This window comes from Streptomyces sp. P9-A2, assembly GCF_036634175.1.
Classification (GTDB): Bacteria; Actinomycetota; Actinomycetes; order Streptomycetales; family Streptomycetaceae; genus Streptomyces; species Streptomyces pratens.
Window position 1 is genome coordinate 5,175,613 of sequence record NZ_JAZIFX010000001.1, and the last position, 25,561, is coordinate 5,201,173.

Consider the following 25,561-nt stretch of genomic DNA (forward strand, 5'->3'; position numbering starts at 1 on the left):
CGGTCAGGTCCGGGCGTATTCACCGAGGTCCTCTCCGAGCAGTTCCCGCAGCCGGGCCAGGGCGCGCACGCTGCGCGTCCGCACCGCCGCCGAGCTGACGTTCATCGCGTCGGCGGTCTCCTGGACCGAGCGGTCCTCCCAGTACCGCAGGACGACCACCGCGCGGTCCTTGGTGGGCAACCGGGCGAGGGCGTCGAGCAGGGTGAGCCGCAGGGACGGGTCGTCGTCGGTGCTCGGCCGCTCCGGGAACGCGGCGGCCGAGCGCTCGGTGCTGCTGCGCCGCCGCTGGTGGGTGAGGAACGCGCGGGTGAGTACGGTCTGCGCGTACCCGGCGGGGTTGTCCGCGCGGGAGACCCGCCTCCAGTGCACGTACACCCGCCCGAGGGTCTCCTGGACGAGGTCCTCGGCGAGGTATGTGTCCCCGGCGGTGAGCAGACACGCGGACCGGTACAGATGCCCGGCCCGCGCCGCCGCGAAGTCCCCGTACCCGCCCTCGCGACCGTCCTGCCCCATGCGCGCATCCCCCTAGGCTTTCCCCGTTGCTCTCACCTCATTGATGCGCCGGGCCCCGGGAAATGTTTCACTCCCATGTCACAGCAGGTGGTCGGCCTTCCCCGCCTTGATGTCGAGGATCATGCGCCGCAACGCGTCACGGCTGTCGGTGAGATGGTCGTCCTCGGCGCCGGCTATGGCGATGTAGCCGTTGCCGTCCTGGTCGGTTCCGAGGCGGAAGCAAGCCGATCCCTCGGCGCAGAACGGTTCTTCCCAGGCGATGTCGGGCATGGCGGCGTCTCCTCAGAGCTGTTCGGCGATGTCCTGGATGAAGCTGTGGGAATCCGCGGGCGACAGGGAGTGCTGCTCCATCCAGTCGAGCTGAGCCCGGTACTTGGACAACTGCGCTTCGTGGTACACGAATTCCGGACCGTGGGTGCTGTCGATCTGTACGGTGTCGAGGCGCCGTACCGGCCCCTCCATGTAGACGACGGTCTGGCCTGCGCCGGGAAAGGCTCCGGCCGTGAACGGGATGACCTGCAATGACACATGAGGGAGGCTGGACATGGTGAGCAGATGCTCCAACTGCCCACGTGCCACCTTCGGTCCGCCGAACTGCATGCGCAGAGCTGCTTCATGGAGTATCCCGACGTATGTGGTGGGGCTGTCGCCTTCCAGCACTCGCTGGCGTTCCAGGCGGTGGGCCAGCCGCAGTGCGACCTCATGCTCCGGCAGCGGAGGCAGCGCGGCCTTGAAGACGGCTTGTGCGTGAGCAGTCGACTGGAGCAGTCCGGGCATGTGAATCAGGTGCACACTCCGTAGCCGTACCGCGTGGTGCTCCAATTCGGCGATGTCGAGCAGCCCGACCGGGAGGCTGCCCCGGTATTTGTCCCACCAGTCCTGTCCTGCGGACCGTGCCATCTCGACCAGGGCGTCAACGTAGGCATCGTCGTCGCAGTCGCAGTTGCAGGCCAGCGTGCGCAGCCGCTCGGGGCTGATGGTGCGGGTCCCGGACTCGATGTTGGAGATTTTGCCCCGGTCCACACCGAGCAGTCCGGCGGCGAACTCGCCGGTCATGCCGGCGGCCGTACGCATCCTCCGGACCTCTGCGCCCAGCCTCTTCTGACGTTCGGTCGGCGACGTCCTCGCGCCCATGCTGCCCCTCCTCTGGCTCGCGCCACTCTATGGGGTGTCTTTGTTGCCAAATATGGGGGCAACATAACCCCGCCATGCTTACATTAAGTAGCGCACAAGCTACCTGGCGCAGTCGGCAGTGCATTGCGTGAGCCTGCCCGCGCGACGGAGTCACCGACTGCCGCCGACCGTCATCGACCACTGACCGCCGACTGCTGCCCACGGCAGGGCGCTGCCGTACCCCACCGAAGGAGCCACCGATGTCTGTGTCCCGCTGCCCCGTCGTACCCGTGCTCTCCGCCGATCCCACGGCCCCCGTCCCCGAAACCCTGGCCTACAGCTTCACGTTGCCCGCGCGGCTCACGAGCCCGGGACTGGCGCGAGCGGCGTCACGGGAGATGCTGAGGGCGCACGGGCTGACGGATCTGCTGGACCCCGCGCTGCAAGCGGTGAGCGAACTGGTGACGGTGGCCTGCCGGTTCACGGAGTCGACGGACGTGTACCTCTCCCTCCGCTACCGTGCCTCCGCTCTCCGGGTGGTCGCGTACGACAGCCACCCGCGCCACACCCACCCCCGCCTGGCCGCTGCGTGCGACACGCGCCGCCGTGCGGCTCTGCGCTTCCTGTCCTGTGTCTGCCGAGCCTGTGACGGCACCTGGGGCTTCGGCGAGGCCCGTGAACCGGGCGGCGGCACCCGCATGTGGGCAACGCTGCCCAGGGTGAGCGCGAGGTCATACGGCAGCCCACCCGCCGTGTCTCGCTGAAAAGCGTGAACACTTTGCGGCCGATTGTCACGTGAGCGCTCGAACGAGCGGCATCCGGACAGTGGCGGTCGAAGTGCTCACGCTTTCGGGAGAGGGTGCGGTGCTCCCGGTCACCACCGGCGGCCGTGGTGCGGCAGAGGGTGCCGCTCCGCCCGTGACGAAGCGGGCGAAGCGGGCGGAGCGGCACCCTCGAGGCGGGGCGATGGGAGGGGCCGGATTACGGCAGGGCGTGGACGTGCGGGCCGACCGCGTTGGACCAGGCGTTGCCGGAGGTGGCGTCCCAGTTGGTGGACCAGGTCATCGCGCCGCGCAGGGACGGGTAGGTCTTCGACGGCTTGAAGGTGCCGCAGTTGGTGCCCCTGGTCAGGCAGTTCAGCGCGTTGTTCACCACGGTCGGGGAGACGTAGCCGCTGCCCGCGCCGCGGGTGGAGGCCGGGAGGCCGAGGCCCACCTGGGACGGGTCGAGGCCGCCCTCCAGTTGGATGCAGGCCAGCGCGGTGAGGAAGTCCACCGAGCCCTGGCTGTAGACCTTGCCGTCGCAGCCCAGCATCGAACCGCTGTTGTAGTACTGCATGTTGACGACCGTGAGGATGTCCTTCACGTTCAGCGCGGTCTGGAAGTACGAGTTGGACGTGGACTGCATGTCGATGGTCTGCGGAGCCATCGTCAGGATCATGCCCGGGCCGGTCTTCGCGGACAGCGACCGCAGCGCCTGCGTCATGTAGGTCGCGTTGAGGCCGTTCTCCAGGTCGATGTCGACGCCGTCGAAGCCGTACTCCTGCATGACGGCGTGGACCGAGTTCGCGAAGTTCGTCGCGGAGGCGGGGTTGTTCACCGACACGGCGCCCAGTTCACCGCCCACCGAGATGATGACCTTCTTCCCGGCCGCCTGCTTCGCCCGTACGTCCGCCTTGAACTGGGCCACGGTGTAGCCGTTCAGACCCGCCGAGTCCAGGTTGAAGGTGACCGCGCCCGGCGTGCCCGTCGCGTCCGCGAAGGCGACCGCGATGATGTCGTACTGGGCCGGGACGTCCGAGATGCGCTGCACCGCGGCGCCGTTGTTGAAGTTCTGCCAGTAGCCGGTCACCGCGTGCCGGGGTAGGTCACCACCGCCACCGCCGTTGCCCTCCGTCGTCCGGGCCGTCACGGCCGTCGACTTCGGGGACTCGCCCGCCGCGTTGGTCGCCGCCACCTGGAAGGAGTACGAGGTGGACGCCGCGAGGCCGGTCACCGTCGCCGACGTGCCCGTCACCGCCGTGATCTTCGTACCGTTGCGGTAGAGGGAGTAACCCGTCGCTCCCGATACGGGGTTCCACCTCAACGACGCCGTCGACGACGTCGTACCCGAGACGCTGAGGCCTCCCGGCGTGCCGGGGACGGTCGGAGCCGGGTCACCGCCTCCGCCCCCGTCGGGGCCGAAGACCGACAGGTCGTCCGTGTAGTAGGGCTGCTGCCCGTACCAGCCGTGGGTGTAGACCGTGACGGACGTGGTGGCGGAACCGGTGCGGAAACTCGTCGTCAACTGCTTCCAGCTGGTGGAGTCCGGGGTCCAGGTGGAGACGTCCGTCGTGCCGGTACCGGTCACGCCCAGGTAGGCGTAGCCGCCCTGCACCCAGGTGCTCAGGGAGTACGTGGAGTCGGGCCGCACGGCGACGGTCTGGGTACAGCGGGCGTTGTCCTGGCCGGCCGGGGTGGCCTTGAGCGCGGCCGAGCCGCCGTGTACGGGGGACGAGACGGTCGTCCCGCTGTTCGCCGAACAGGTCCAGTTACTCAGACCCGACTCGAAACCGGCGTTCTTGGCGTTGTTCACGTCCGCCGCGGATGCCTGGCCCGCGCTCACGAGGGGGAGGGTGAGAGCGAGGGCGGAGACGAGGGCGCCCGCCCAGAGGCGCCCCCTGCGGCCGGCCGGGTTCCTGCCTGCGTCTCCGCCTGCTTCTCTGTCTCTGCCTCTGGGTTCGGGCGTGGCTGGTGCGCGGTCCACTGAAGCCTCCTGTGGGGGGAAGGGGCGGGATACGGGGGTACAGAGGTAATGGGGAGTGGAGTGGGAGGAGAGCCATGGGGACGGCAGTCGTCGCCACTGGACCAATAAGGTGGTCCAGACCAATGGGGTTGTCAATGGGTCCAGACCAATTGCGGGGAGCCGGGTCGCCTTCGACCGCTCGGCTCTCCTGGGTGCCGGTCGCCTCCATGGCGGGGTTCCGGCGTCAAGGCGGTGCACGCGATCTCCGCCCTGCGGGTCATGCCGAGACCGGCAAGATGCTCAACGTGCCCCGTTTTGGCGCAACTTGTGCAACGCCAGTTGCTTACGAGCTACACAAACGCTGTTCTCCAGCCATAAAGCCGTGGTTACAGTGCTCGCATAGTCACGCAGCGAAGTCATCGGGGTGCACCGGAGTGACTCCCGGTGGGCCGAGGTGCATGGGGAGAACGGGGAGCCGCGCGTGCCAACTGCCATTGCCGTGACCAGTGCCGACCTGGCGCTGCCACCGCAGGACGAACGAACCCTGCCCGCCGTGGTGCTGCGGGACATCGCCACCCTGCCGCTCGAACAGGCGCTGACCGAACTCCAGGCGCTGATCGAGCAGCACGGGCATGTCATCGTGGTCTGCTCCCGGGCGACCCCCGTCGCCGTCCTGCGGCGGCTGCACACCCTGCGCTCCCTGCTGGAGAGCGACCGGATCGCCCTCTTCAGCCCCGATCTGCCCCCGCTCGGACTCGCCGTACTGGCCCGCCAGTTACGGCAACTGGGCTCCTGCGATCTCAGCCCCGGCGTGCTCGCCTCGGCCGGCCGGCTACTGGTCCACTACATCCACTCCGGCGCCGTGCTCGGCTCCGTCGCCCGGCTCGACCGGATCCCGGTGAACCTGAAGCAGCATGCCAAGTCCTGGATGCCCGGCAGTCAGTTCGCCGTCCTCGCCCACCCGCAGCCGCAACTCGTCCGCCTCGGCCCCGAAGCCGCTCTGGACGGACCGGAGTTCGGCACCTGGATGCTCGTCGCCAAGGGGCAGCTCCAGTCCGACTGGGTCACCGGCACCCTGGCGCCCTCCTGGAAGGTGCAGGGACTGCGCGAGGCGCCGCTTCCCGCCGAGTCCCCGAGCTGGTGGGGGACCGGCAAGGTCATCGAGTTCTGCACCTATCTGCCCGACCTCTCCGTCCTCTACCAGCTGGTCACGAGCGTGCGGCGCGGCATCTGTCACTGGTGCGGCATCGACGTCATCGGCGACCGGTGCGTGTTCTGTTCGGCCACGCCACCGTCCGTCCCCGCCCACGACAGCAGCCGCGACGGCACCCGCGGCATCAACCGTGACAGTGCCCGCGGCATCAACCGTGGTGCCGGCAGCAGAGCCCTCGTCCGCGGCACATGAAGGGGCGTACCTGAACCGGCGTACGGCAGCGCCGTACCCCCACCCGAACCACGGTCTCCCACCGTCCCGATCGGCCCACATCCCCCAATGAGGTTGCACGGTCTATGAACTCCCGTCAGCGCCGCGGCGTGATACTCCTGCTCCTGTCGATCCTGTGCGCCCTCGCCGCGTTCGCCGGCGTGCTCTCCGTCATCGACGACGTGGAGTCCAAGGTCGGTCCCGAGGTCACCGCGTACCGACTGAAATCCGACGTGGCGCCCTACACGCCGCTCAGCACGGGCCAGTTCGAGAAGATCGAGATGCCCGAGCGCTGGCTGTCACAGAACGCGGTCACCGATCTCGGCGACATCCGGGGCAAGATCGCCGTCACCACGCTGCGCGAGGGCTCCCTCCTGCAGAGCGACATGATCGTGAACCAGCCCGCCCTGCAGCCGGGGCAGCAGGAGGTCGCCATCATGATCGACGCGGCCACCGGCGTCGCCGGAAAGATCACGGCGGGCTCGTCGGTCAACGTCTACGCCACCTTCGAGGGGGAACGCGAGGGCGCCCCCGCCCAGTCCAAGATCATCGTGACCAACGCCAAGGTCCTCGACGTCGGCCGGATCACCGCCCTGGAACCCGACGAGAACGACCGCGGCCGGCAGCCCACGGACGCCGTCCCCATCACCTTCGCGCTGTCCACCATCGACGCCCAGCGCATCACCTACGCCGAGTCCTTCGCCCAGCGGGTCAGGCTCGCACTCGTCGCCCCCGGCGGCGACAGCACGGTCCCCGAGCAGGACCGTACGTACGAACTCGCGAAGGACAAGTGAGAGGCCCGCATGCCCACGAGGATCCTCCCGGCAGTCGGTGACGCGGACGCCGTCCGGTCCATCACCACACTGCTCAGCCAGCTCCCGGACGCCGAGCCGATGGCCCCGGTGATCGACTCCACCCAGCTCGTCGACACCCTCGCACGCCTGGCCGCCGAGTCGATCGACGAGCTGCCCGAGGTCGTGGTCGTGCACGAGCGCATCGGACCGGTCCCCGCGCTGGAACTGATCCGCGAAGTGGCCCTGCGCTTCCCCGCCGTCGGGGTCGTCCTCGTCACCTCCGACGCCAGCCCCGGCCTGTTCCAGGCCGCCATGGACTACGGAGCCCGCGGCCTGGCCGCACTGCCGCTCAACTATGAGGAACTCGCCAACCGCGTCCACGCCGTCGCCCAGTGGTCGTCCGGCGTACGCCGCCACCTCGGCGCCGGCGGCGACGTGTTCACCGGCGTCGGCGGCACGGTCGTCACCGTCAGCGGCGCCAAAGGCGGCGTGGGCGCCACCCTGACCGCCATCCACCTCGCCCTCGCCGCCCAGGCGTCCGGCCGCAGCACCGCCCTGGTCGACCTGGACCTCCAGAGCGGGGACGTCGCCTCCTTCCTGGACGTCCAGTTCCGGCGCTCCGTCGTGGACCTCGCGACGATCACCGACATCTCCCCGCGCGTCCTGGCCGACGCCGTCTTCCGCCACGACACCGGCCTCACCCTGCTCCTCTCCCCCGCCGAGGGCGAACGCGGCGAGGACGTCACCGACAGGGCCGCCCGCCACATCATCGGCGCCCTGCGCTCCCGGTACGAGGTCGTGGTCGTCGACACCGGCGCCCAGCTCGTCGGGGCCGGCGCGGCCGCCGTCGAGACCGCCGACACCGCGCTCCTGGTCACCACCCCGGACGTGGTCTCCGTCCGGGGCGCCAAACGGACCGTACGGATGTGGGACCGGCTCCAGATCCGCAAGGCGGAGGAGACCACGATCGTCGTCAACCGCCACAGCCGGGGCACGGAGATCCAGCCACCGCTCATCCAGAAGATCACCGGCACCGGGGTCGCGGCCACCGTGATCCCCGCCAACTTCAAGGAACTCCAGCAGGTCGTGGACGCCGGCCGGGTCCACGAGCTGGAGAACAAGAGCGTGGTGAAGCAGGCCCTGTGGACCCTGGCCGGAGAACTCGGCCTGGTCAAGCCCACCGAGGGCGCACACAAGTCCGGCCGGCTGCGCGGAGACCGGCTGCGCGGCGACCGCGGAGCGGTCAGCGTCCGGCGGCGCAAGGGCGGAGGAGGATGAGGTGAAGGGGAAGGAGGCGCACACCCGCTCGGGCCGGGGCCTCGACCTGGACCGGAGCCAGGGCCATGGCCAGGACCGGGGCCAGGTCACCATCGAGTTCCTCGGCATGATCCCGACGATCCTGGTGACGCTCGTGGTGCTGTGGCAACTCGTGCTGCTGGGATACACGTTCACCCTCGCGGGGAATGCTGCGGACGAGGCGGTACGGGCGGCCACCGCCGCGGACCCGGGCGCACGCGACGGCGCCTGCCGGGCGGCGGGGCTGGACAAGCTGCCCGGCGCCTGGGAGGGAGCGGCGACGGTGACCTGCGGGACCGGGGGCGGCTATGTCACCGCCGACGTGACACTGCGCGTCCCCGTCCTCTTCCCCGGCACCGTCGACTTCCCCTTCGAGGTGAAGGGTCACGCGGGCGCGGTGGAGGAGGAGGTGGGGGACTGACATGGCGTACGACGAGAGGCGAGGCGACCACACGCGAGACGGCCGTGGGCGAGACGACCGCGGGCTGGGCGAGCGCATGCTGGGCGAGCGAGGGTGGGGCGAGCCGACGCGGACCGACCGCACGCGAGGCGACCGCGAGTGGGGCGAGCCGACGCACACCGGGGGTCGCACGCGGGGCGGTTCAACGCGCACCGGTGGCCGCTCGCGGAACGAGCGCACACGGCACCGGGACCGCGGGCAGGTGGCGATCGAGTACCTGGGCTTCCTGCCGGTCCTGATCATCGTCGCCATGGCCGCCGTCCAGCTGGGCCTGATCGCGTACACCGCTCAGCAGGCCGGCACCGCGGCCCGCGCGGGGGCGCGCAGTGCCTCGCTCGACAAGGCGGCGGAGCCGGCCTGCACCGTCGCGGTCAGCAGTTGGCTGGCCGACCGTACCGACTGCGGGGAGTCCGGGGGCGGCGACGAGGTCACCGTCACGGCCACGATCGACATCCCGTCGATCGTGCCGGGCTGGAACTTCGACCCGGCCCGGAAGACCGCCACCATGCCCGTCGACCACTGACCACCCGCCACCCGCCCACCCGCCACCCGCCGGAAACCGACCACAGCAGTAGGAACCCCGAACCCCGAACCCCGAACCCCGAACCCCGAACCCCGAACCACGAACCAGGAACCACGGACCAGGAACGAGGAGCGCCGGACTCATGAGTCTGCGGGCACGTATCAACTCCCCCGAGGAGAAGGGCGACCGGGGCGAGGACGGCCATCTTGTCGCCTCCTACCGCGCCAAGCTCCTCGAGGAGATCGACCTCGCGGAGATGAGTTCGCTGGCCGCCGCCGAGCGCCGGGCGAGACTGGAGCGGGTGCTCGGACACATCATCAGCCGCGAAGGCCCGGTCCTGTCGACCGTGGAGCGCGCGCAGTTGATCCGCAGGGTCGTCGACGAGGCACTCGGCCTCGGCATCCTGGAACCGCTCCTCGAGGACGCCTCCATCACGGAGATCATGGTCAACGGCCCCGACGCGATCTTCGTGGAGCGCGGCGGACGGGTCGAGCAGCTGCCGATGCGCTTCGCCTCCCACGACCAGTTGATGCAGACCATCGAGCGCATCGTCTCGACGGTCAACCGCCGCGTGGACGAGTCGAATCCGATGGTCGACGCGCGCCTGCCGTCCGGCGAGCGCGTCAACGTCATCATTCCGCCGCTGTCCCTGACCGGCGCCACCCTCACCATCCGCCGCTTCCCGCGCTCCTTCACCCTCCACGAGCTGATCGGCCTCGGCTCGCTCGACGAGCACATGCTGTACCTGCTGGCGGGCCTGGTGCAGGCCCGCTTCAACGTGATCGTGTCGGGCGCGACCGGCACCGGGAAGACGACCCTCCTCAACTCCCTCTCCGGCCTGATCCCCGAGGGCGAGCGCATCATCACCATCGAGGACTCCGCCGAACTCCAGCTCCAGCAGCCGCACGTGATCCGCCTGGAGGCGCGCCCGCCGAACGTCGAGGGCACGGGCCGCATCACCATCCGCGACCTGGTGCGCAACTCGCTGCGCATGCGCCCCGACCGGATCGTCGTCGGTGAGGTCCGCGGCGGCGAGTCCCTGGACATGCTCCAGGCGATGTCCACGGGCCACGACGGCTCGCTCGCCACCGTCCACGCCAACAGCGCGGAGGACGCGCTGATGCGGCTGCAGACCCTCGCCTCCATGTCGGAGGTGGAGATCCCCTTCGTCGCGCTGCACGACCAGATCAACAGCGCCGTCGACGTCCTCGTCCAGCTCACGCGCTTCGCCGACGGCGCCCGCCGCATCACCGAGATCGCCCTGCTGGAGAGCCACGGGGGTGAGCCGTACCGGCTGGCCACGGTCTCCCGGTTCAACGCGCAGCCGATGGCCTCCGACGGCCGTATCTACGGGGCGTACGAGCACCACCCGCTCCCGCGCCGGGCCGCCGAGCGCCTCTACATGGCGAGTCAGCCCGTCCCGCAGGCTTTCGGCATCGCCCGCTCCCTCGACCAGCTCACCACCCGAGAAGCCAGGTAGGACCGCCGTCATGGAGCTGCAGAACCTGATCACGCTGACCACCGGTGTCGCACTGCTGACCTGCGTCCTCGCGGTGACCGGCGCGCACCTGTACGCCGAGGGCAGGGCTCAGCGGCAGGCGCTGGTGGACCGGTTGACGCACACCGGCCAGGTCACGGTCAACGGGCGCCGGCGCCACTTCCCCACCCTGGACCGCCGGCTGCGCCGCACCACGTTCGGCAGGAAACTGGAACTGCGCCTGACCGCGACCGGCCTCGACATCACCCCCGGCGAGTTCTTCGCCGGCATGATCGCCCTGGGCCTGGGCCTCCTTCTCACCGGCCAGGCCGTCCTGGCCCCGTTCTTCGGCCCGCTGGCCGGACTGCTCGGCATCTGGGCGGCGTTCCAGTTCCTCGACTGGCAGCGCCAGAAACGCATCGAGAAGTTCATCAACCAACTCCCCGAACTCGCCCGCATCCTGGCCAACGCCACCCAGGCCGGCCTCGCCCTGCGGACGGCGATCGGCATGGCGGCGGAGGAGCTGGAGGCCCCGGCCGGCGAGGAGCTGGTCAAGGTGGACAACCAACTGGCCCTCGGCGCCTCGATGGACGACGCCCTGGGGGAACTCGCGGAGCGGCTCCCCTCCCGCGAACTCGTTGTCCTCGTCACCACCCTGGTGCTGTCCAACCGGGCCGGCGGCCAGATGGTCAGCGCCCTGCGGAACCTCACCGACACCCTGGAGGAACGCAAGGAGACCCGGCGCGAGGTCCGTACCCAGCTCTCCCAGGTGAGCATGACGTCGTACGCCGTCCCCGTCCTGGGGGTCGGCTCGTTGTTCCTGATGAACGGGGTGAAGGACGGCGCCCTGGAACGCATGACCGACTCCCCGGTCGGCCAGGGCGCCGTGATCGTCGCCTTCGGCCTGTACGCGATCGGCTTCGTCCTGATCCGCCGCCTGTCCCGTATCGACGTCTGAGCAGCCCGACCGTGGAAGGCGGAGAGAAACGTGGAAGGCAGAGGAGGGAGTGACTGACATGGGACTTCTGCTGGCGCTGGTCATGGCCGTCGCCGTATGGGGCGTCTTCGCCGGTGTGCGCATGTACCGCGCCGACGCGAAACTCCCCACCGACCTGGCCCTCGCGCTGGAGGTCGGCGCCACCCGCACCGGCGCGGTGGACTCGCTCGTCGACCGCATGGGCATGCGCTACGCCCCGGCCGTCCTGCGCGTCATGGGCCCCCAGCGGGTCGCCAAGTACCGCCGCAGGATCGACCTCGCGGGCAACCCCGGCGGCCTCACCATCGACCGCTACGCCGCCCGCCGCGCGGTCTACGGCTTCCTCGGCGGCCTCGGCTTCCTGGTCTTCCTCATGCGCGGGCAGTTCTTCGTCGCCCTGCTGCTGCTCGCCTTCGGCGCGTTCTGGACGGAGGTCGGCATCTGGTCGGCGATCCGCATCCGCCGGGACGTGATCGAACGTACGCTCCCCGACTTCCTGGACGTCCTCGCCGTCGTAGTCAGCGCGGGCCTCGGCTTCCGGCAGGCCCTGGACCGGGTCGCCACCAGGTACGAGGGCCCGTGGGCGGACGAACTGCGCATCACGCTGCGCCAGATGGACCTCGGCATGAGCCGCCGCCAGGCCTTCACGGAACTGCGCCGCCGCAACGACTCCGAACAGGTCGCCATGTTCGTCACCGCGTTGCAGCAGGGCGAGGAACTCGGCGCCCCCATCGTGGAGACACTGGTCGCCCTCGCGAAGGACATGCGCCGTACGGACGCGCAGAACGCCCGCCGCAAGGCCGCCCGCGCGGTCCCCAAGGCCACCATGATGATCACCACGTTCATGGTCCCGGCCACGATGATCCTCCTCGGCGCGGGCCTGATCCTGGGCTCCGGCACCGACTTCGGCTCGATCACGGGCGAGTAGGGGGCGGGGGCGGTGGACGGCGGGACGACGACGAACGGGGAGCGCGGCGGGCGGCGCCTGGGACGTAGGGGCCGACTGGAGCGCAAGGGCCGGCGGAGGGGCGGAAGAGGGCTGTGGCGCCGCGCCCGGCCGCCCCGGGCCGCCAGGCCCTCGGCGGGCGTCCCGGCCCTCCCGGAGCGTTCGGCCCTCCCGGAGCATGGCGTCAGAGGCATGCCGGGCACTCCGGTGCCACCGGGGTCGCCGGTGCCACCGAGATCGACGGTGCGACCGGTGCGGCCCATGAACGGCAGCCGCCCCGCGAGGCACCGAGGAGCCCTCCACCCACCCGCACCGGATGTCGACCTCCAGATCAACGCCCTCCAGGCCCTGTGCCGGCAGGTGTTCGGCTTCCGGCTGGCGGTGATCGCGCTCGCCGCCCCCGCCGCCCTCCTCAACGCTGGGCCGGGCTGGGGAGTGCGCCTGGTCGGCAGCGCGGTCGTGGTCACCTTCATGGCGTCCTACGTCCTCGTCCGGGACTGGGAACGCTTCGGCCCCCTCCTCCTGCGCCACCCCAGCCTGCTCGCCGTGGACACCCTCTTCGGCTCCCTCCTCCTCGTCTCCGCCGGCCCCGACAGCCTCCTCGCCTACGCCGGCGTCTGCACCCCGCTCCTCGCCGGTCTGGTCTACGGCTGGCGGGGGGCGGCGGTGTTCGCCTCCCTCCAGGGCCTGATCCTGCTCCTGGTCCACGCGACCCTGGCGGACGCGGACCCGCACACGAGCCCCACGGAGACACTGTTCCTGCCGGGCCTCTGCGTCATCACGGGCGCGGTCGGCTCCAGCCTGCGCAACCTCCTGCTCCGCTTCGGCACGGCCACCCGGGCCCTGACCACGGTCCAGGCCCGCCTGGCCGCCGCGGAGGCGGTCAGCGAGGAACGCGCCCGCCTGGCCCGCGAGATGCACGACTCGGTGGCGAAGACCCTGTACGGAGTCGCCCTGGCCGCCGACGGCCTCGCCGGCTCGGCGAACGCCGGCCGCGTGAACGTCCCCCTGGTGCGGCAACAGGCGGAACTGGTCGCCCGCTCGGCCCGCAGAGCCGCCGCCGAGTCCCGCGAACTCCTGGCGGACCTGCGCGGCGAGCCGCCCCGCGGCGCGGCGGCGGGCACGGGAAGGGGCGAGGGCTCGGGCGCGGGGACGAGTGAGCGGACGGACAGGGAGACGAACGCGGAAACGAACGCGGGAAAGGACTCGGGGCAGAGTGTGAACTTACTGGCCGAACTGGCACGGTGCACAAGCGACTTCAGCACCCGCACCGGTCTCCCGGCGGCATTCGGCCGGACCGGCGACAACACGGCCCCGTTGCACCGCCCCGTCATGGCCCCCCTCCCGGTGGCCCGCCAGGTCCTCACCATCGTCGGAGAGGCCATGGAGAACGCCCATCGTCATGCCCGCCCGACCCGGGTCGCCGTCGGCGCGGGCGTCCACGGCGGCCTGCTCCGCGTCATCGTCCACGACGACGGCCGCGGCCTCCCTCCCGGCACGAACCTCGAACAACTCCGCAGGGACGGCCACTTCGGGCTGGTCGGAATGGTCGAGCGCGCGGCGGCGATCGGCGCCCGCATCCGCGTCGGCCGAGGCACCCACCCACGCGGCACCGAAGTCCGCCTGGAACTCCCCCTGGCGCCCGTCGGGCCACGCACAGGCACGTCCATGCCGGCGAAGGCGGCCCGATGACCCCGCACCTCACACCCCCGTACACCCACATCCCCGCAACCCCACACCCTCGTCCACCCCGAGAGGAGGCACCCCCGATGACGCGGACGATGCCGAACCAGGCGCCCCCGGCCACCGCGACCCTGCGGGTCCTCGTCGCCGACGACAACCCGGTGGTCCGCGCGGGCCTGACGGCCCTGCTCTCCGGCCGAGAGGGGATAAGAGTCGTGGCGGAGGCGACGGACGGCAGGGAGGCCTGCGAGGCGGCCCGCGACCACCGCCCCGACGTCATCCTCCTCGACGTCCGGATGCCGGGCATGGACGGCATCACAGCGCTTCCGTACCTGGTGCGGATCGCCCCGGTGATGATGCTGACGTACAGCGGAGAGTCGGAGATCGTCGAGGAGGCGCTGCGCAGGGGAGCGGGCGGATACCTGGTCCACGGCGAGTTCACGGCGGACCAACTGGTCTCGGCGGTGAGGGACATCAGCCACGGCCGCCCCCACTTCACCCCCACGGCGGCGGAAGCGCTGCTGGCCCAGCTCCGCAAGACCCCCTCGGGCCCGCCCCTACCGGAAGGCCTGGGAGGCCGAACGGATGCGACTGCATACGAACTTTCCACGCCGAAGCTGCCGTATATGAACCTCCAACAAGCAGAACTACCAGGCAGATCAAGCGCATCGCACCCCGCACCCCCACCTATTTCTTCACAAAACCTTTCGCAACTGCAACCGAATGTGGGACAGTTGTCGTCGGGGTGGGCAAGTGGTCGTCCGGCAGCCGCTTTCGACAGGTCGAGGTTCCAGCTGAGCAGCAGGGAGGCGGAGATCATGAACCACATCGCATCCGGCATGAACAACCAACAGATCGCCGCCACTTGTTTCATCAGCGAGAAGACGGTCAAGAACCACATCAACCGCATCTTCGCCAAGCTCCACAGCACCAGCCGTTCCGAAGCCGCCGCGAAGTGGCTCGGCACGGCCCCGGACTCCGCACGAGAACTGGGGTGACCTGCGGTGACGAGAGGGAGGACGAAGCGGCGGCCCGGCAACTGGGCCCGGGATTGGGTCCTGGGGCCCTCTGGCGGACCGGGAGATTCGCCGTACGTTGCTGATATCGAATGCGGCACCCTGAAGGAAGCCGCAACCGCGTCAGCCGGAGGGGAACACCATGAGCAACTGGATCAACACCACGGTCACCTACCTCCAATCCCGCACCGCCCGCAACGACAGGGGCCAGACGGCGGTGGAGTACCTGGGCATCATCGCGGTGGTGGTGGCGATCGTGCTGGCGATCACGGGGACGGACATCGGACAGACGATTTACACGGCGATCACGGCGAAGATCGCAGAAGTGACCGGTTGACGCGGCCCCGTAGGTACGGCGACACAGGGCAGGCTTTCCCTATCTACATCACGGTGGTGGGAGGCCTGCTCTTCCTTGCGTTTGCGTACTTCGCAGTCGGCCAGGCGACAGTGAACCGGAACGGCGCCCAGACCGCCGCCGATGCGGCTGCTCTCGCAGCCGCTCAGGACAGACGAGATCAGCTCGCGGGTGCGTGGATCCAGGACCTCCTTGATCCGATCAAGTGGGATGAGATCTTCGACGGTGCGGCGGACGGACTCGCGCTGTCTTGCTGGCGCGCGGATCAACTCGCGGCTCAGAACGCTGCCGAAGTGCTGAACTGCGCTCCTGAAGGTCTTCTCGGTTATACGGTCGAGGTCAGGAGTACCGAGTCCGTGGGGGAGTCCATTGTCCCAGGTACGGAAGATTTCAAGTCTGAGGCGACTGCCACAGCCGTAATCAAATCCCTTTGCGGATTTGAGCTTCCGGCGGAGGATGCGGAGGAGGAAACGCTGCCTCTGCTCACTTGCAAGGACAGGGAATGGGAGCTGGATCCGGAAGATTCCGAAGAGCTTCTCCCAAAGCCTGAGGACCTCTTCGATGTCCACCTGTCCGACTGATCGGCAAGAAACGAGTGAATAGGGAAGCAGGGGCATGAGTATGTGGTTCACGATGCGGGCCCGCAGAGGGATGGTCGCGCTGACTCTGGCAACCGGACTGTCCCTAGGGGCTGTCGGGTGCAGCAGCGACGGAGGCGGCGATGAAAAACCGAACGCTTCGGCATCTACACCTAAGGAAGAAGGGTCCGACCCGAGTGCTCAAGAGGGGCAGTCGGCGGAGCCGTTGGCCGAGCTGAAGGGCCCGTCTGGCCTGCTGCTCAAGATCATCGCGGCGCAGCGGGACTCAGGTGGCTTCCTGACCGTGAGCGGTGACTTGAAGAACGATGCGAGTAAGGTGTCTGTCGTCCCTGCTCAGGTAAGTGGCAATGAGACAGAGATCATTAAGAATGGTAGGTCTCTTGGTGGTGCCACTCTGGTGGACTCCAAGGGAAAGAAGCGCTACTACGTATTGCGGGACACAGACGGCCGCCCGCTCACGACAACAAATTTCCCTAATCTGAAGCCAGGTGATTCAATTCCCGTCTTCATGCAATTCCCCGCACCGCCTGCGGAGACGACTGAGTTGACGTTCCAGCTGCCCATGTTCTCAGCTGGCGTCATCGGGATCACCGGGTGATGCCCGAATGACCACGTCTCGAATCCCACATGCCACAGCGGGCAAGTGGTTTGCCATGACGGCAGTTGCGGTCCTGCTCGCCACGAGCGTCAACGAGGTTGCTGCACACGCCGCCGACGACCCCAGCGTCCCCCCCGGCACCGAAGCCACTGCCTCCGCCCCCGTCGAGCTCGACGGCAACGACCCGGACCTGAAGCTCCCCGACGGCGCCACCCTCGCCGAACCGAAGGTCCTGGACATCAAGCAGGTCGTCGAGGAGCAGAGCGGTGACGAGCGCCGCGAGGACACCAACGCGGAGGTGACATTCGCGCTGCAGGCCGAGGTGCTGTTCGGCAAGGACAGTGCGAAGCTCGGCGCCCAGGCGAAGGCCCGTATCGGCACGATCGCCGAGGAGATCAAGAAGCAGAACGCGGCGAGGATCCGTGTCTTCGGTTTCACGGACGACCTGGGCTCCTCGGCCCACGGCGACGTCCTGTCCCGCAAACGCGCGAACGCAGTGCACACCATCCTGGGTCAGGAGCTCAACGACCCCAACGTCACGTACGAGGTGCGCGGCTACGGGGAGCAGTACCCGATCGCCGACAATTCCACCGAGGCCGGCCGCAAGAAGAACCGCAGGGTCGAGATCTCGTTCCCCCGCACAGCGAGCTGACGACCTGGGCTCCAGCCGTCGCCCGCACTGTAGGGTCTCAGAACTCGCTGCATAATCTCAGCGAGAACTGCACGACGGCGGCACTTATGCCGCTCCCGGGCCTGTACTGGTCGGCGACGACCAGGCGGCATGTCGGGTTCGAGTCGTGGCTGGAGCGTGATTGCGCGATCTTGATGGATTTCGATCCGCAGGTCGTGGGGTTCGCCGCGCAGCCGTTCTGGCTGTTCTGGCGTGATGAGGTGTCGGGCCGGGGCGGTCGCACGTGTCGGACTTCTTCGCGCGGGCAGCGGAGGGGACCGTCGACTAGATGTTCTGAGCGAGGACCCGTTCGGTGATCCCCACCGTCCCTCCGAAGCCAGGATCGAACTGGTCGCCTCTCCCGAAGCTGTCGTTCTCAATGGCCTGTTCGCCTCACCACACTGGCGAAACCACCCCCAACTGCCCGCCGGAGCAGCACGGCGTCTCGCCATCACTCCCGCTCATCTGCCCTTGTTGACGATCACGTAGTGCCCCCGAGGGCCGGCTGATGGGCTTTCGGGGGGAGCGTCCCTCTTGCCACGAGCGGAAAACCGTTCGACGGGCCGGGCCGGAGTCGTCATGATCCGCACTTGTGACGACTCCGAAGCAACTCCTGGTCCGGGCCGCTGCCCACAACAACGCCGAGTGGTGCGCGGCGATGAGCCGATCACACGGCTTGGCAGGCGAGTTCGGGGCGCAGGCGTGGACCGCTCCGTCTCGCACGCCGCTCTACTACCCCGACGCGGTGACGCTGGTGCCGAACGCCGACCGGACCGTGCTGGCGGCCCGGATCGACACCACCGCGCCCGGCGCCTCCATCAAGGACAGCTTCGCCGACCTCGACCTGGCGGAGGTCGGCTTTCAGGTGCTGTTCGAAGCGCAGTGGATCCACCGTCCGGCGAGCACACCCGCCCCCGCGTCGGGCCTCGACTGGGATGTGGCGGGCGACCCGGACACGCTGCGGGCCTGGGCGCTGGCCTGGGACGACGGGAACGGCAACGCGGACCTCTTCCGGCCCGAACTGCTCGATGACCCCGCCATCCGGGTGCTCGCCGGACAGTCAGCCGACGGCCGGGTGATCGCCGGCGCGGTGGCCAGCCTCAGCGACCACATGGTCGGAATTTCCAATGTCTTCGCACTGGACGGCGGCCCTGACGCGGCCTGGCCGGTCGTGCTGGACGCGGTGAACAGGCTGTTCCCCGCCCTGCCGGTGGTCGGCTACGAGCAGGGTGACGACCTGGCGGAAGCCATCCGCCATGGCTTCGAGCCGGTAGGTCCGCTGCGGATCTGGCTACACGGTCAGTAACCCGACCGCTTCAGGGCAGCACGCCCCATCTTCCAGCATGGGTCGGACTGGGTCCGAGGAAATGCCATGGGAGTTGAGACACAGGTGCGGGAACGCGTTCTGAGGTAAAGAGGCTTCACCGCGTCGTTCTCGGCGACCCCGGAACCCGCGGAGAGCTGGACTGGTCGCGGTGTGCAATCGACTCGGTCAGCCTGCGGGCCACAAAAGGGACGACTGAGTTGAACCCGCCCAGCCCAACTGCGCGCCAGAGGTCGTTCGGCCACGCTAGAGCGGGCGATAGGTCTGGTACTTGCTTTCCAGCGACGAGGACGCTGCATCAGCCACGTCCGCCCGCGGACCTGCCACACACCTCTCCAAAAATGCGCGGACCCGCTCACCCGGCCATCCGGCTGCTGCCGCTGCGGCCCAGAAACGCAGTCCATCATGAGACTGCAGCGGTGCAAGAAAGTCGAGGATGTAGTCGACGGTCTCCGGCTCCGGCACCGAGCGCAGCATGGCGACAGCGCGGAGGGCTCCGTCGGCAAGCATGGGCGTTCCGCTCTCCAGGCACGATCGCACAGGGACCGAGGTTCCCTCTTCGGCGCCGCGCAGGCGCACGATCGAGTCACCAAGGGCGACATACACCATCGTGGCATCCAGGGGCCGCTGAGCCAGATCGCTCAGGAACGGGACCGCCGGCCGGTGATCGCACGCTCCGAGAGCCATGACCATCTGGTACTGAGTTTCCCACGTCCGCAGGTCGCGAACCTCACGCTGGAGGGCCCGCAGCAGCGACGGGCCGGCGGTCTCGGCAGCGAGTCTGCGTAGTCGTTTCGCGGCCGCACGGCGTTTCGCCGAGGACCTGTCGTCAAGCTGAACAACCGCCTCGTCCAACGTCAACACCGCGTATGCCTCCTGATGAGATCTGCTCGAACTGCAACGCTAGGTGCTTCCACTGACACTGAACGGCGGGCAATGACTTCGGGCATCAGGCAGCCATAAGAAAAGACGTCTTACTCGGCTGAGGGCCGAGTGGATGGGAGAGAAGGGCTGGCCCAGGGGGAACTTTCCCTCCGGTTGCCGCAGTTTCCCCGTGCCGTTCAGTGGAACGGGTGGGCGGTGAAACGGCTTGTCGGTCTCACGGGTGACGGGATCGAGGCGCGGCTGCTCTGGCCCGAGGCCCTGCGGCCGTGCCGCACTCCGACCAGTGGGTGATCTGATGAGCGCCGAGGACTTGAGTGTTCCGGGCGAGGGCTGTCCTACAGCAGGTGGTCGGCCTTGCCGGACTTGATCTCGAGGATGAGGTGGCGGAGGGCTTCCCGGGTGTCGGTGAGGGGGGTGCCCTCCTGGCCGGCGACGGCGATGTAGGCGTTGCCGTCGGTGTCGGTGCCTATGCGGAAGCAGTTGGCGCCCTCGGCGCAGAAGGGCTCTTCCCAGGTGATGTCTGCCATGGGGTGCTCCTCAGAGGTCGCTGGCGATGGTGTGGATGAAGTCGCGCGAAGCGGCCGACGAGAGCGAAGCCTCTTCCATCCAGTCGAGGTGTGCACGGTACTTGGCCAGTTGGGACTGACCGTGAAGGAACTCGGGCCCGTGAGCCGAATCCAGTTCCGCCGTGTCGAGTTGGGGTACTGCCGCCTCCGCGTAGGTGAGCCCTTGACCGGCTCCGGGGAAGGCTCCGGCCTTGAAGCGGATCACCCGCACGTCGATGTTCAAGAGTTCCGACAGGTCGCAGAGGTGGTCGAGCTGCGCGCGCATGGTTTTCGTGCCGCCGAACTCGACGCGCAGCGCGGCCTCGTGCACGTAGCCGACGTACATGATCGGGGCTTTCCGATGCAGGGCCTGTTGACGTTGCATGCGATGCGCCACTCGCAGTTCGATCTCGGCCGGTGACAGGGGCGGTAGAGCGGCGGCGAACAGTCTGCGTGCGTAGGCGTCGGTCTGCAACAGGCCCGGTACGTGCAGAGCCAGCCCGCCCCGGACTCGTCCGGCTCGCCATTCCATCTCGGCAATGTCCAGCAGAGCTGCGGGGAGTTGACCGCGATACGACTCCCACCAGCCCCGGGTCCGGTCGCCGGCCATGTTCGCGAGGGCCTCGACGTATTCCTCGTCGCGGCAGTCGTAGTTGCACGCGAGGGTCCGCAGGCGTTCGGGGGTGATGGTCCGGACCCCTGCCTCGATATTGGAGATCTTTGCCCGATCGAGGCCGAGCAGCCCGGCTGCGTATTCCGTCGACACCTCTGCTGCGAGACGCATCTTCCGCAGTTCCGCGCCCAGTCGTCGCTGGCGTTGAGTGGGCGTTGCCCTCGGCGGCATCTGTCACTTCCTCCAATGGTCGCGGCGTCAGTCTGCCCCTTGTCGGTTCGGTAGGTCCACCCAGACGAGTGGCAAATTCGACCATTGGGTGGCAATTTGCCACCTCGATCATCTACTGTCGGCGATGAAGCAGTCGCGATTCGTGACGGTCGGAAGTGCATCACACGAGCTCACCCGCGCCCTCCTGCCCTGGGATGGGTGTGCCCGTGTCAGGGAGACAGGCCACTGGCCGGACCGCTTCGCAGACCAGCAACCAGCAGCCAGTAACCAGCCATCGGGAGTTGCCATGCCTGAGCCCTCGTCCCTCTGTCCGATCGCCGCACCCGTCGACCGGCCGCCCGCTCCGCCTGCTCCCGACACCCTCGCCTACAGCCTGACTCTCCCTTCGGCCCCGCGGAGTCCCGCCATCGTCCGCGCCGCGACCCGGACCGTCCTGACGGCCCATGGTCTGGACGACGTGATGGATGCCGCGGTACAGGTGGTGGGTGAACTGGTGGCCTGCTCATACCGGTTGGCGCCCTCCGCTGAGGTGTACGTCTCCCTGCGATACCGGGACGACGCCCTCCGCGTGGTCCTCTACGACGCCCACCCCCGCCACACGCACCCCCGGCTGGCCGCGGCCTGCGATGCCCGTCGCCGGGCGGCGCTCCGTGTGCTGGCCTGCGTGGTCAAGGCCTGTGCGGGGGAGTGGGGCTTCGGGGACGCGCGGGAGCCGGGTGGCGGGACCCGGATGTGGGCGGTTCTCCCCAGGAGTGGCGCACGTGGGTACGTGACGGGGAAGTCCTGAGACCTGGCCCGGCTTCACGGTATGGGGTCGGGAGGGCTCGTCACCACGGTCACCCGCACCCCGCTCCGCAACCCCCACCCCGCCATCGCGCCGGCCTCGGACTCGACGACATGCCGTGCCCGCACCCTCGGCAGTCCGAGCCGCCCCGGCGGCATGGTGCGTACGGCGATGACACGGAGACGCCGGTCGAGGTAGGCGACGTCGATGGGCATGCGCATACGGAAGGTGTGGATGCTGTTGGCGGGGGAGAGGAGCAGCGCGCCGTCGAGCGATGTCCGCCCCAACAGCCCCTTGGTGCGGGCGCGGTAGGAGGCGGCGATCTCCAGAGGCACGCACACGTCCGGTCGCCCCTCGTCACCCGGCACGACCAGCTCCCCGCGCCCGTCCCGCCACGCCACCGTCACCACACTCCCGCCCCGCCCCGCTCCTGCTGTTTCTTCCCCCTATGGTCAGTTGTTGCGGAGGCGGGCCGCAAGGGCGGCCAGGGACTGGGCGGTCTCGGTCAGGCTCGCCACGGCGGCGTCCAGGTCCGAGGCGAGGCGGGGCGCCGGAAGGGTGGCGGCCGGCGCGGAGGGGACCGGCGTACCCCGGTAGCCGATGGGGCCCTCGTTGTAGCGCTGGTAGTAGCCGGTGAATCCCTTGCCGGTGGGAGCCTCGATGAAGCGGACTCCGGTGAGCTGGGTCTCGTGGCCGCCGGAGTTGCGGGTGATGTCGAGGCGGTAGTGGCGGAAGGCGGGCATGTCGGCGTGGGGGCGCAGGAAGAACTCCCTCGTCTCGAAGCGGTCGGTGAACCGCTCGCCGATGCGTACGTCCAGGGGCGTCCAGGCATTGCCGTCGTGGGAGCCGAGGAGGGTCCAGTCGCGGGGGTCGCGCTCGGCGCAGTCGTTCGCGGACGTCAGGGTGTACGAGGTGATGGCGGCGGGACGGGCGAGGGTGAAGTCGAGCAGCGCGACGTCGTCGTCGGCCAGCCACTTGTCCCGGGACTCGTCGATGAGGTTCGCCGCGATCTCTCCCGCTTCCTCGAACTCGTCGCTCGCCTCGACATCGGTGGCCTCGACCTCGTTCGACAGTGTGTGCAGCACGGCCACGCCGGAGTTGCCGCGCTGGTCGCGCCAGGTCACCCGTTCGACGGGGGCGGGGCCGCCGTCGTCGACCAGGATCCGCAGTTCGTGGGAGCGGTGCCAGCCGCCGCCCCAGCCCTCCTCGGTGCGGAAGCGGTGCAGGTGGTGCGAGCCGGAGATCGGGGCGTTCGGCATGCCCTCCGCGTACGGCCACCTGCCGGTGAGGCGGCCCCGGTACTCGTACGCCGTACCGTCGGCGGCATGGTGGACGCCGTGGAAGTCCGACATGTTGGACTGGAAGCTGATGGCCGTCTCGGTCCCGTCGTCGCCCTGCCAGCCGAGCTGCGCGGGCAGCGAGCGCTCGTCCCGGTCGAGGTGGAACAGCAGCCGGGGAGCCGCCTGCCAGGGGCGGGACGAGGAACCGTGGGCGGGGCGGCGCTCGGTCCGGTACGTGAAGACCGAGTCCTGGGCGGCCTGCGCGGTCCGCGCACGCTCGGAGCGGCCGCGCTCGCCGACGGGATCCAGAGTGACCCGGTAGAGCCAGAACATGCTGCGGGCCTTGGCGGAGGAGCGTATCTCCAGGGTGTTGGTACCGGCCTTGAGTAGATGTCCGGGCACCGCGAAGACGTTGTCCTGCGGGAGGTCGCCGCCGCCGGGCACGGTGAGTCCCTCGGCCAGCGCCTCCCCCTGGAGCAGAACGTCGACAGGGGCGTACCCCGGCTCGGGGCCGAGCTTGGAGACGAGAGCGGTCATGGTGAGCGTCGCCTGAGGGATGTCCGCCGGATCCTCCACCTCGAACTCCATGGTCACGGACCCGCCCGCGCCGAGCGCCAGATGGGACCCGGCGAACCGGCCGTCCTCGTGCCGGACCTCGGCGTTGGCCAGCCGGGCCGGATGGACGGAGAAGTCCGCGAAGGTGGCTTCCATGCTCATGACAGCAGCTCCTGATGAAGCGTCAACAAGGTGATATGAGCGGCGTGATGGCAATGAGTGCGCCACGGCCGACCCTATGAGCAGTGAACCTAGCGCCCCCCTGTGACAACGCCTTTGGTCAACAACGACGCCTGGACTGTCGGCGGTGCCGGCTTGCGTAACGGGTCCGTTCCAAGTGGGCTGCGCAGCAATGGTTTTGGCCGGATGTGCCCGGCAAGTCGTCACTCTTCTCTCTGGTGTCGTTACGTATCGCTGGATAGCGTTGGTTCGCTCGAGAGACGCCTCGCCCCACCGGGAGCCGACCGTGAACCGCCGTCCCACCCTGCTCGCAGCGCTCGCGCTGACCGCCACCGCAGCCCTGACGCTGACCGCCTGCGGCGGCAGCGGTGACGAGGGCTCCGCCAAGGACAAGGACAAGGACAGCGACAAGATCGCGGGCGCTGACACGGGCGGCGAGAAGTCGGCTCCGCCGAGCGAATCGGCTCCGGCTGCTGCGGGGCGCCCGAAGATCGAGCTGCCATCCGATGTCACGTACGAGTTCGAATGGAGCAAGACCGGCGATGCCGAAAAGGATGCTGTGCTCAGTGATGCCGAGCAGCGCATCAAGGCTGTGGACATGGCCATCGCCGAGCAGGATCCGCTTCACGGTGCGTACCGCTTCTACTCCGAGGGCGCGGCTGCTGCTGGGAGCCAGAAGTACATTCAGGACTTTGTTGATCACAAGGCGCGTACAACAGGCGTGACCCGCTTCTACAACGAGAGCGTGGCCGTAAAAGGGGACGGAACTGCCTCCCTTGTGTACTGCGAGGACCAAAGCAAGGCGTTCAACAAGTTCCTGGAGACCGGAAAGGCCGACGTCACGTCGGCGAGTAAGGACTCCTACGTCGTGTATGCCGGAAACCTGCGTAAGGACAAGGATGGCGTGTGGGTTACCGAGCGGCTCATCTCCCAGAGGGGGAGTGCGAAGTGCCGGCCTTGATTCGATATGAGCACCTACTGCTTCCCCTTGGGCTTGCAGCCCTTGTTCTCGCGGCTGCGACTCCTGCGTATGCGGAGAAGGGTTTCGGCGGTGGCACGGACGGCGAGACGCAGCAGCGGGCCGACGCCAGTGGCGACGGCACTGTTTCCGTCTCTGTGGGTGGGGTGGTGTTCGATCGTTCGAAGAATGGGCGTGGTGGTTCTGCGGGTGTGTTGAGGTCGTCGACGTCGTGGGTGCCGCCTGCTTGTTGGTATGCGCCCAAGTACACGCCGGAGCAGTTACAGAAGTATCTGGAGCCGATCTGGGAGGCCGGGTCGACGGGGCATGAGTGGGATGCCGCGCAGCGGAAGAAGTATCTCGATCCGGACGATTCGGAGAAGGATTTCCACAAGGACAGGACGGGGGAGGGGCACTGGTGGGGTTCTTACGTCAATGACAGTTATCCCCCGGGCTGGGATGCCTGTGACGAGGACTATTTCTGGGTGGACCAGGGTGATCCCCCGCCGGCCGGTATCGAGAACGCGGTGACTCCGGAGGTTCTGGCGGAGCTCGCCTATGCGGAGATCCGTGTTCCGGGTACGGAGGTGACGTTGGCTCCTGCCGGGGAGGCCAAGGTGAATCTTCCGACGTGGGCGTGGCTGGACGGGGCGGAGTTCAGGCCGGTGTCGGTCACCGCTTCCGTGCCGGTGATCGGTATCGAGGCGACGGCGACGGCGGTGCCGGTGTCGCTGGAGATCGAGCCGGGTACGCCGGACGCGGAGACGTTCCCCGCCTCGGGTGTCTGCGAGATCGACGGCGGGCGTATCGGTGAGCCCTATGCCAGGGGGAAGGCGGAGCAGGATCCGCCCTGTGGTGTGAGGTATCTGCGTTCCTCGGGTGATGGCACTTTCCCGCTCCAGGCCACGGTCACCTGGGAGATCGAGTGGACCGGTACCGGTGGCGCGGGCGGTGACCTTCCCGACGGCACCTTCGGCGCCACCCAGGACGTCGTCGTGCAGGAGATCCAGGCCATCAACCGCTGACCCACACACCCCTCC

The 25,561-nt window shown here is 68.8% G+C and carries 28 protein-coding genes and 1 pseudogene; 20 read left to right on the top strand and 9 right to left on the bottom strand.

What is annotated here, in order from left to right; genetic code table 11:
• Positions 1-3: 3 nt before the first annotated feature.
• From V4Y04_RS23625 to V4Y04_RS23635, 3 genes are all read right to left on the bottom strand, one after another.
• Positions 4-513, bottom strand: coding sequence for a SigE family RNA polymerase sigma factor (locus tag V4Y04_RS23625; RefSeq protein WP_332430318.1), 510 nt, complete (start codon positions 511-513; stop codon positions 4-6).
• Positions 514-591: 78 nt separating this feature from the next.
• Entirely contained in the window at positions 592-783 is a 192-nt protein-coding gene (locus tag V4Y04_RS23630; RefSeq protein ID WP_332430319.1) for a hypothetical protein, read from the bottom strand.
• 12 nt (positions 784-795) lie between these two features.
• Complete coding sequence (locus V4Y04_RS23635) at positions 796-1,647, bottom strand: helix-turn-helix domain-containing protein (RefSeq protein ID WP_332430320.1); 852 nt, start codon at positions 1,645-1,647, stop codon at positions 796-798.
• 239 nt (positions 1,648-1,886) lie between these two features.
• Here V4Y04_RS23635 and V4Y04_RS23640 point away from each other — a divergent pair, with 239 nt between their 5' ends.
• Entirely contained in the window at positions 1,887-2,390 is a 504-nt protein-coding gene (locus V4Y04_RS23640; protein WP_332430321.1) for an ATP-binding protein, read from the top strand.
• A 217-nt stretch (positions 2,391-2,607) separates the two neighbouring features.
• On the opposite strand, the gene V4Y04_RS23645 is transcribed toward V4Y04_RS23640, so the two are convergent.
• The gene (locus V4Y04_RS23645; RefSeq protein ID WP_443080070.1) at positions 2,608-4,371 is read right to left on the bottom strand and encodes a chitinase; all 1,764 of its coding nucleotides are present in this window, start codon (positions 4,369-4,371) and stop codon (positions 2,608-2,610) included.
• A gap of 478 nt (positions 4,372-4,849) precedes the next feature.
• Here V4Y04_RS23645 and V4Y04_RS23650 point away from each other — a divergent pair, with 478 nt between their 5' ends.
• The 16 genes and pseudogenes from V4Y04_RS23650 to V4Y04_RS23725 all read left to right on the top strand — a co-directional run.
• Positions 4,850-5,755 (top strand): hypothetical protein, encoded by a 906-nt coding sequence (locus V4Y04_RS23650; RefSeq protein WP_332432979.1) that lies wholly within the window; start codon positions 4,850-4,852, stop codon positions 5,753-5,755.
• Between the two features lie 104 nt (positions 5,756-5,859).
• The gene (cpaB, locus tag V4Y04_RS23655; protein ID WP_332430323.1) at positions 5,860-6,567 is read left to right on the top strand and encodes a Flp pilus assembly protein CpaB; all 708 of its coding nucleotides are present in this window, start codon (positions 5,860-5,862) and stop codon (positions 6,565-6,567) included.
• A gap of 9 nt (positions 6,568-6,576) precedes the next feature.
• Entirely contained in the window at positions 6,577-7,845 is a 1,269-nt protein-coding gene (locus V4Y04_RS23660; RefSeq protein ID WP_332430324.1) for an AAA family ATPase, read from the top strand.
• 106 nt (positions 7,846-7,951) lie between these two features.
• Positions 7,952-8,284: a pilus assembly protein gene (locus V4Y04_RS23665; RefSeq protein ID WP_332432980.1), complete on the top strand. Its 333-nt coding sequence runs from the start codon at positions 7,952-7,954 to the stop codon at positions 8,282-8,284.
• A 241-nt stretch (positions 8,285-8,525) separates the two neighbouring features.
• The gene (locus V4Y04_RS23670) at positions 8,526-8,846 is read left to right on the top strand and encodes a TadE/TadG family type IV pilus assembly protein (RefSeq protein ID WP_332430325.1); all 321 of its coding nucleotides are present in this window, start codon (positions 8,526-8,528) and stop codon (positions 8,844-8,846) included.
• 142 nt (positions 8,847-8,988) lie between these two features.
• The gene (locus V4Y04_RS23675) at positions 8,989-10,326 is read left to right on the top strand and encodes a CpaF family protein (RefSeq protein ID WP_332430326.1); all 1,338 of its coding nucleotides are present in this window, start codon (positions 8,989-8,991) and stop codon (positions 10,324-10,326) included.
• A gap of 10 nt (positions 10,327-10,336) precedes the next feature.
• Entirely contained in the window at positions 10,337-11,281 is a 945-nt protein-coding gene (locus tag V4Y04_RS23680; protein ID WP_332430327.1) for a type II secretion system F family protein, read from the top strand.
• Between the two features lie 58 nt (positions 11,282-11,339).
• Positions 11,340-12,227: a DUF5936 domain-containing protein gene (locus tag V4Y04_RS23685; protein ID WP_332430328.1), complete on the top strand. Its 888-nt coding sequence runs from the start codon at positions 11,340-11,342 to the stop codon at positions 12,225-12,227.
• Positions 12,228-12,506: 279 nt separating this feature from the next.
• A complete protein-coding gene (locus tag V4Y04_RS23690; protein ID WP_332430329.1) occupies positions 12,507-13,937 on the top strand; it encodes a sensor histidine kinase in 1,431 nt (476 codons plus the stop codon).
• A 77-nt stretch (positions 13,938-14,014) separates the two neighbouring features.
• The gene (locus V4Y04_RS23695) at positions 14,015-14,926 is read left to right on the top strand and encodes a response regulator transcription factor (RefSeq protein ID WP_332430330.1); all 912 of its coding nucleotides are present in this window, start codon (positions 14,015-14,017) and stop codon (positions 14,924-14,926) included.
• A gap of 160 nt (positions 14,927-15,086) precedes the next feature.
• Complete coding sequence (locus tag V4Y04_RS23700) at positions 15,087-15,281, top strand: hypothetical protein (protein ID WP_332430331.1); 195 nt, start codon at positions 15,087-15,089, stop codon at positions 15,279-15,281.
• The gene (locus V4Y04_RS23705; RefSeq protein WP_332430332.1) at positions 15,278-15,880 is read left to right on the top strand and encodes a pilus assembly protein TadG-related protein; all 603 of its coding nucleotides are present in this window, start codon (positions 15,278-15,280) and stop codon (positions 15,878-15,880) included. The genes V4Y04_RS23700 and V4Y04_RS23705 overlap by 4 nt, the downstream gene beginning before the upstream one ends.
• Before the next feature lie 34 nt (positions 15,881-15,914).
• Entirely contained in the window at positions 15,915-16,496 is a 582-nt protein-coding gene (locus tag V4Y04_RS23710; protein WP_332430333.1) for a hypothetical protein, read from the top strand.
• A 55-nt stretch (positions 16,497-16,551) separates the two neighbouring features.
• A complete protein-coding gene (locus V4Y04_RS23715; RefSeq protein WP_332430334.1) occupies positions 16,552-17,148 on the top strand; it encodes an OmpA family protein in 597 nt (198 codons plus the stop codon).
• A 610-nt stretch (positions 17,149-17,758) separates the two neighbouring features.
• Complete coding sequence (locus V4Y04_RS23720; RefSeq protein WP_332430335.1) at positions 17,759-18,472, top strand: hypothetical protein; 714 nt, start codon at positions 17,759-17,761, stop codon at positions 18,470-18,472.
• Between the two features lie 110 nt (positions 18,473-18,582).
• Positions 18,583-18,717, top strand: a pseudogene (locus V4Y04_RS23725) (IS5/IS1182 family transposase); the annotation flags it as partial.
• A 19-nt stretch (positions 18,718-18,736) separates the two neighbouring features.
• On the opposite strand, the gene V4Y04_RS23730 reads toward V4Y04_RS23725, so the two are convergent.
• From V4Y04_RS23730 to V4Y04_RS23740, 3 genes are all read right to left on the bottom strand, one after another.
• Entirely contained in the window at positions 18,737-19,351 is a 615-nt protein-coding gene (locus tag V4Y04_RS23730) for a HEAT repeat domain-containing protein (protein WP_332430336.1), read from the bottom strand.
• Positions 19,352-19,710: 359 nt separating this feature from the next.
• Entirely contained in the window at positions 19,711-19,902 is a 192-nt protein-coding gene (locus V4Y04_RS23735; RefSeq protein WP_332430337.1) for a hypothetical protein, read from the bottom strand.
• A gap of 10 nt (positions 19,903-19,912) precedes the next feature.
• Positions 19,913-20,764: a helix-turn-helix domain-containing protein gene (locus tag V4Y04_RS23740; RefSeq protein ID WP_332430338.1), complete on the bottom strand. Its 852-nt coding sequence runs from the start codon at positions 20,762-20,764 to the stop codon at positions 19,913-19,915.
• Between the two features lie 286 nt (positions 20,765-21,050).
• On the opposite strand from V4Y04_RS23740, the gene V4Y04_RS23745 reads away from it, so the two are divergent.
• Positions 21,051-21,551: an ATP-binding protein gene (locus V4Y04_RS23745; protein WP_332430339.1), complete on the top strand. Its 501-nt coding sequence runs from the start codon at positions 21,051-21,053 to the stop codon at positions 21,549-21,551.
• A 14-nt stretch (positions 21,552-21,565) separates the two neighbouring features.
• Here V4Y04_RS23745 and V4Y04_RS23750 read toward each other — a convergent pair whose 3' ends face one another.
• The gene (locus V4Y04_RS23750) at positions 21,566-21,949 is read right to left on the bottom strand and encodes a DUF192 domain-containing protein (protein WP_332432981.1); all 384 of its coding nucleotides are present in this window, start codon (positions 21,947-21,949) and stop codon (positions 21,566-21,568) included.
• Positions 21,950-22,000: 51 nt separating this feature from the next.
• Positions 22,001-23,545 (bottom strand): alpha-1,2-mannosidase, encoded by a 1,545-nt coding sequence (locus tag V4Y04_RS23755; RefSeq protein WP_332430340.1) that lies wholly within the window; start codon positions 23,543-23,545, stop codon positions 22,001-22,003.
• Between the two features lie 304 nt (positions 23,546-23,849).
• Between V4Y04_RS23755 and V4Y04_RS23760 the strand changes: the two genes are divergently transcribed.
• Both V4Y04_RS23760 and V4Y04_RS23765 read left to right on the top strand, forming a co-directional pair.
• The gene (locus V4Y04_RS23760; protein ID WP_332430341.1) at positions 23,850-24,524 is read left to right on the top strand and encodes a hypothetical protein; all 675 of its coding nucleotides are present in this window, start codon (positions 23,850-23,852) and stop codon (positions 24,522-24,524) included.
• Complete coding sequence (locus tag V4Y04_RS23765; protein ID WP_443080071.1) at positions 24,512-25,546, top strand: hypothetical protein; 1,035 nt, start codon at positions 24,512-24,514, stop codon at positions 25,544-25,546. The genes V4Y04_RS23760 and V4Y04_RS23765 overlap by 13 nt, the downstream gene beginning before the upstream one ends.
• The last annotated feature ends 15 nt before the right edge of the window (positions 25,547-25,561 follow it).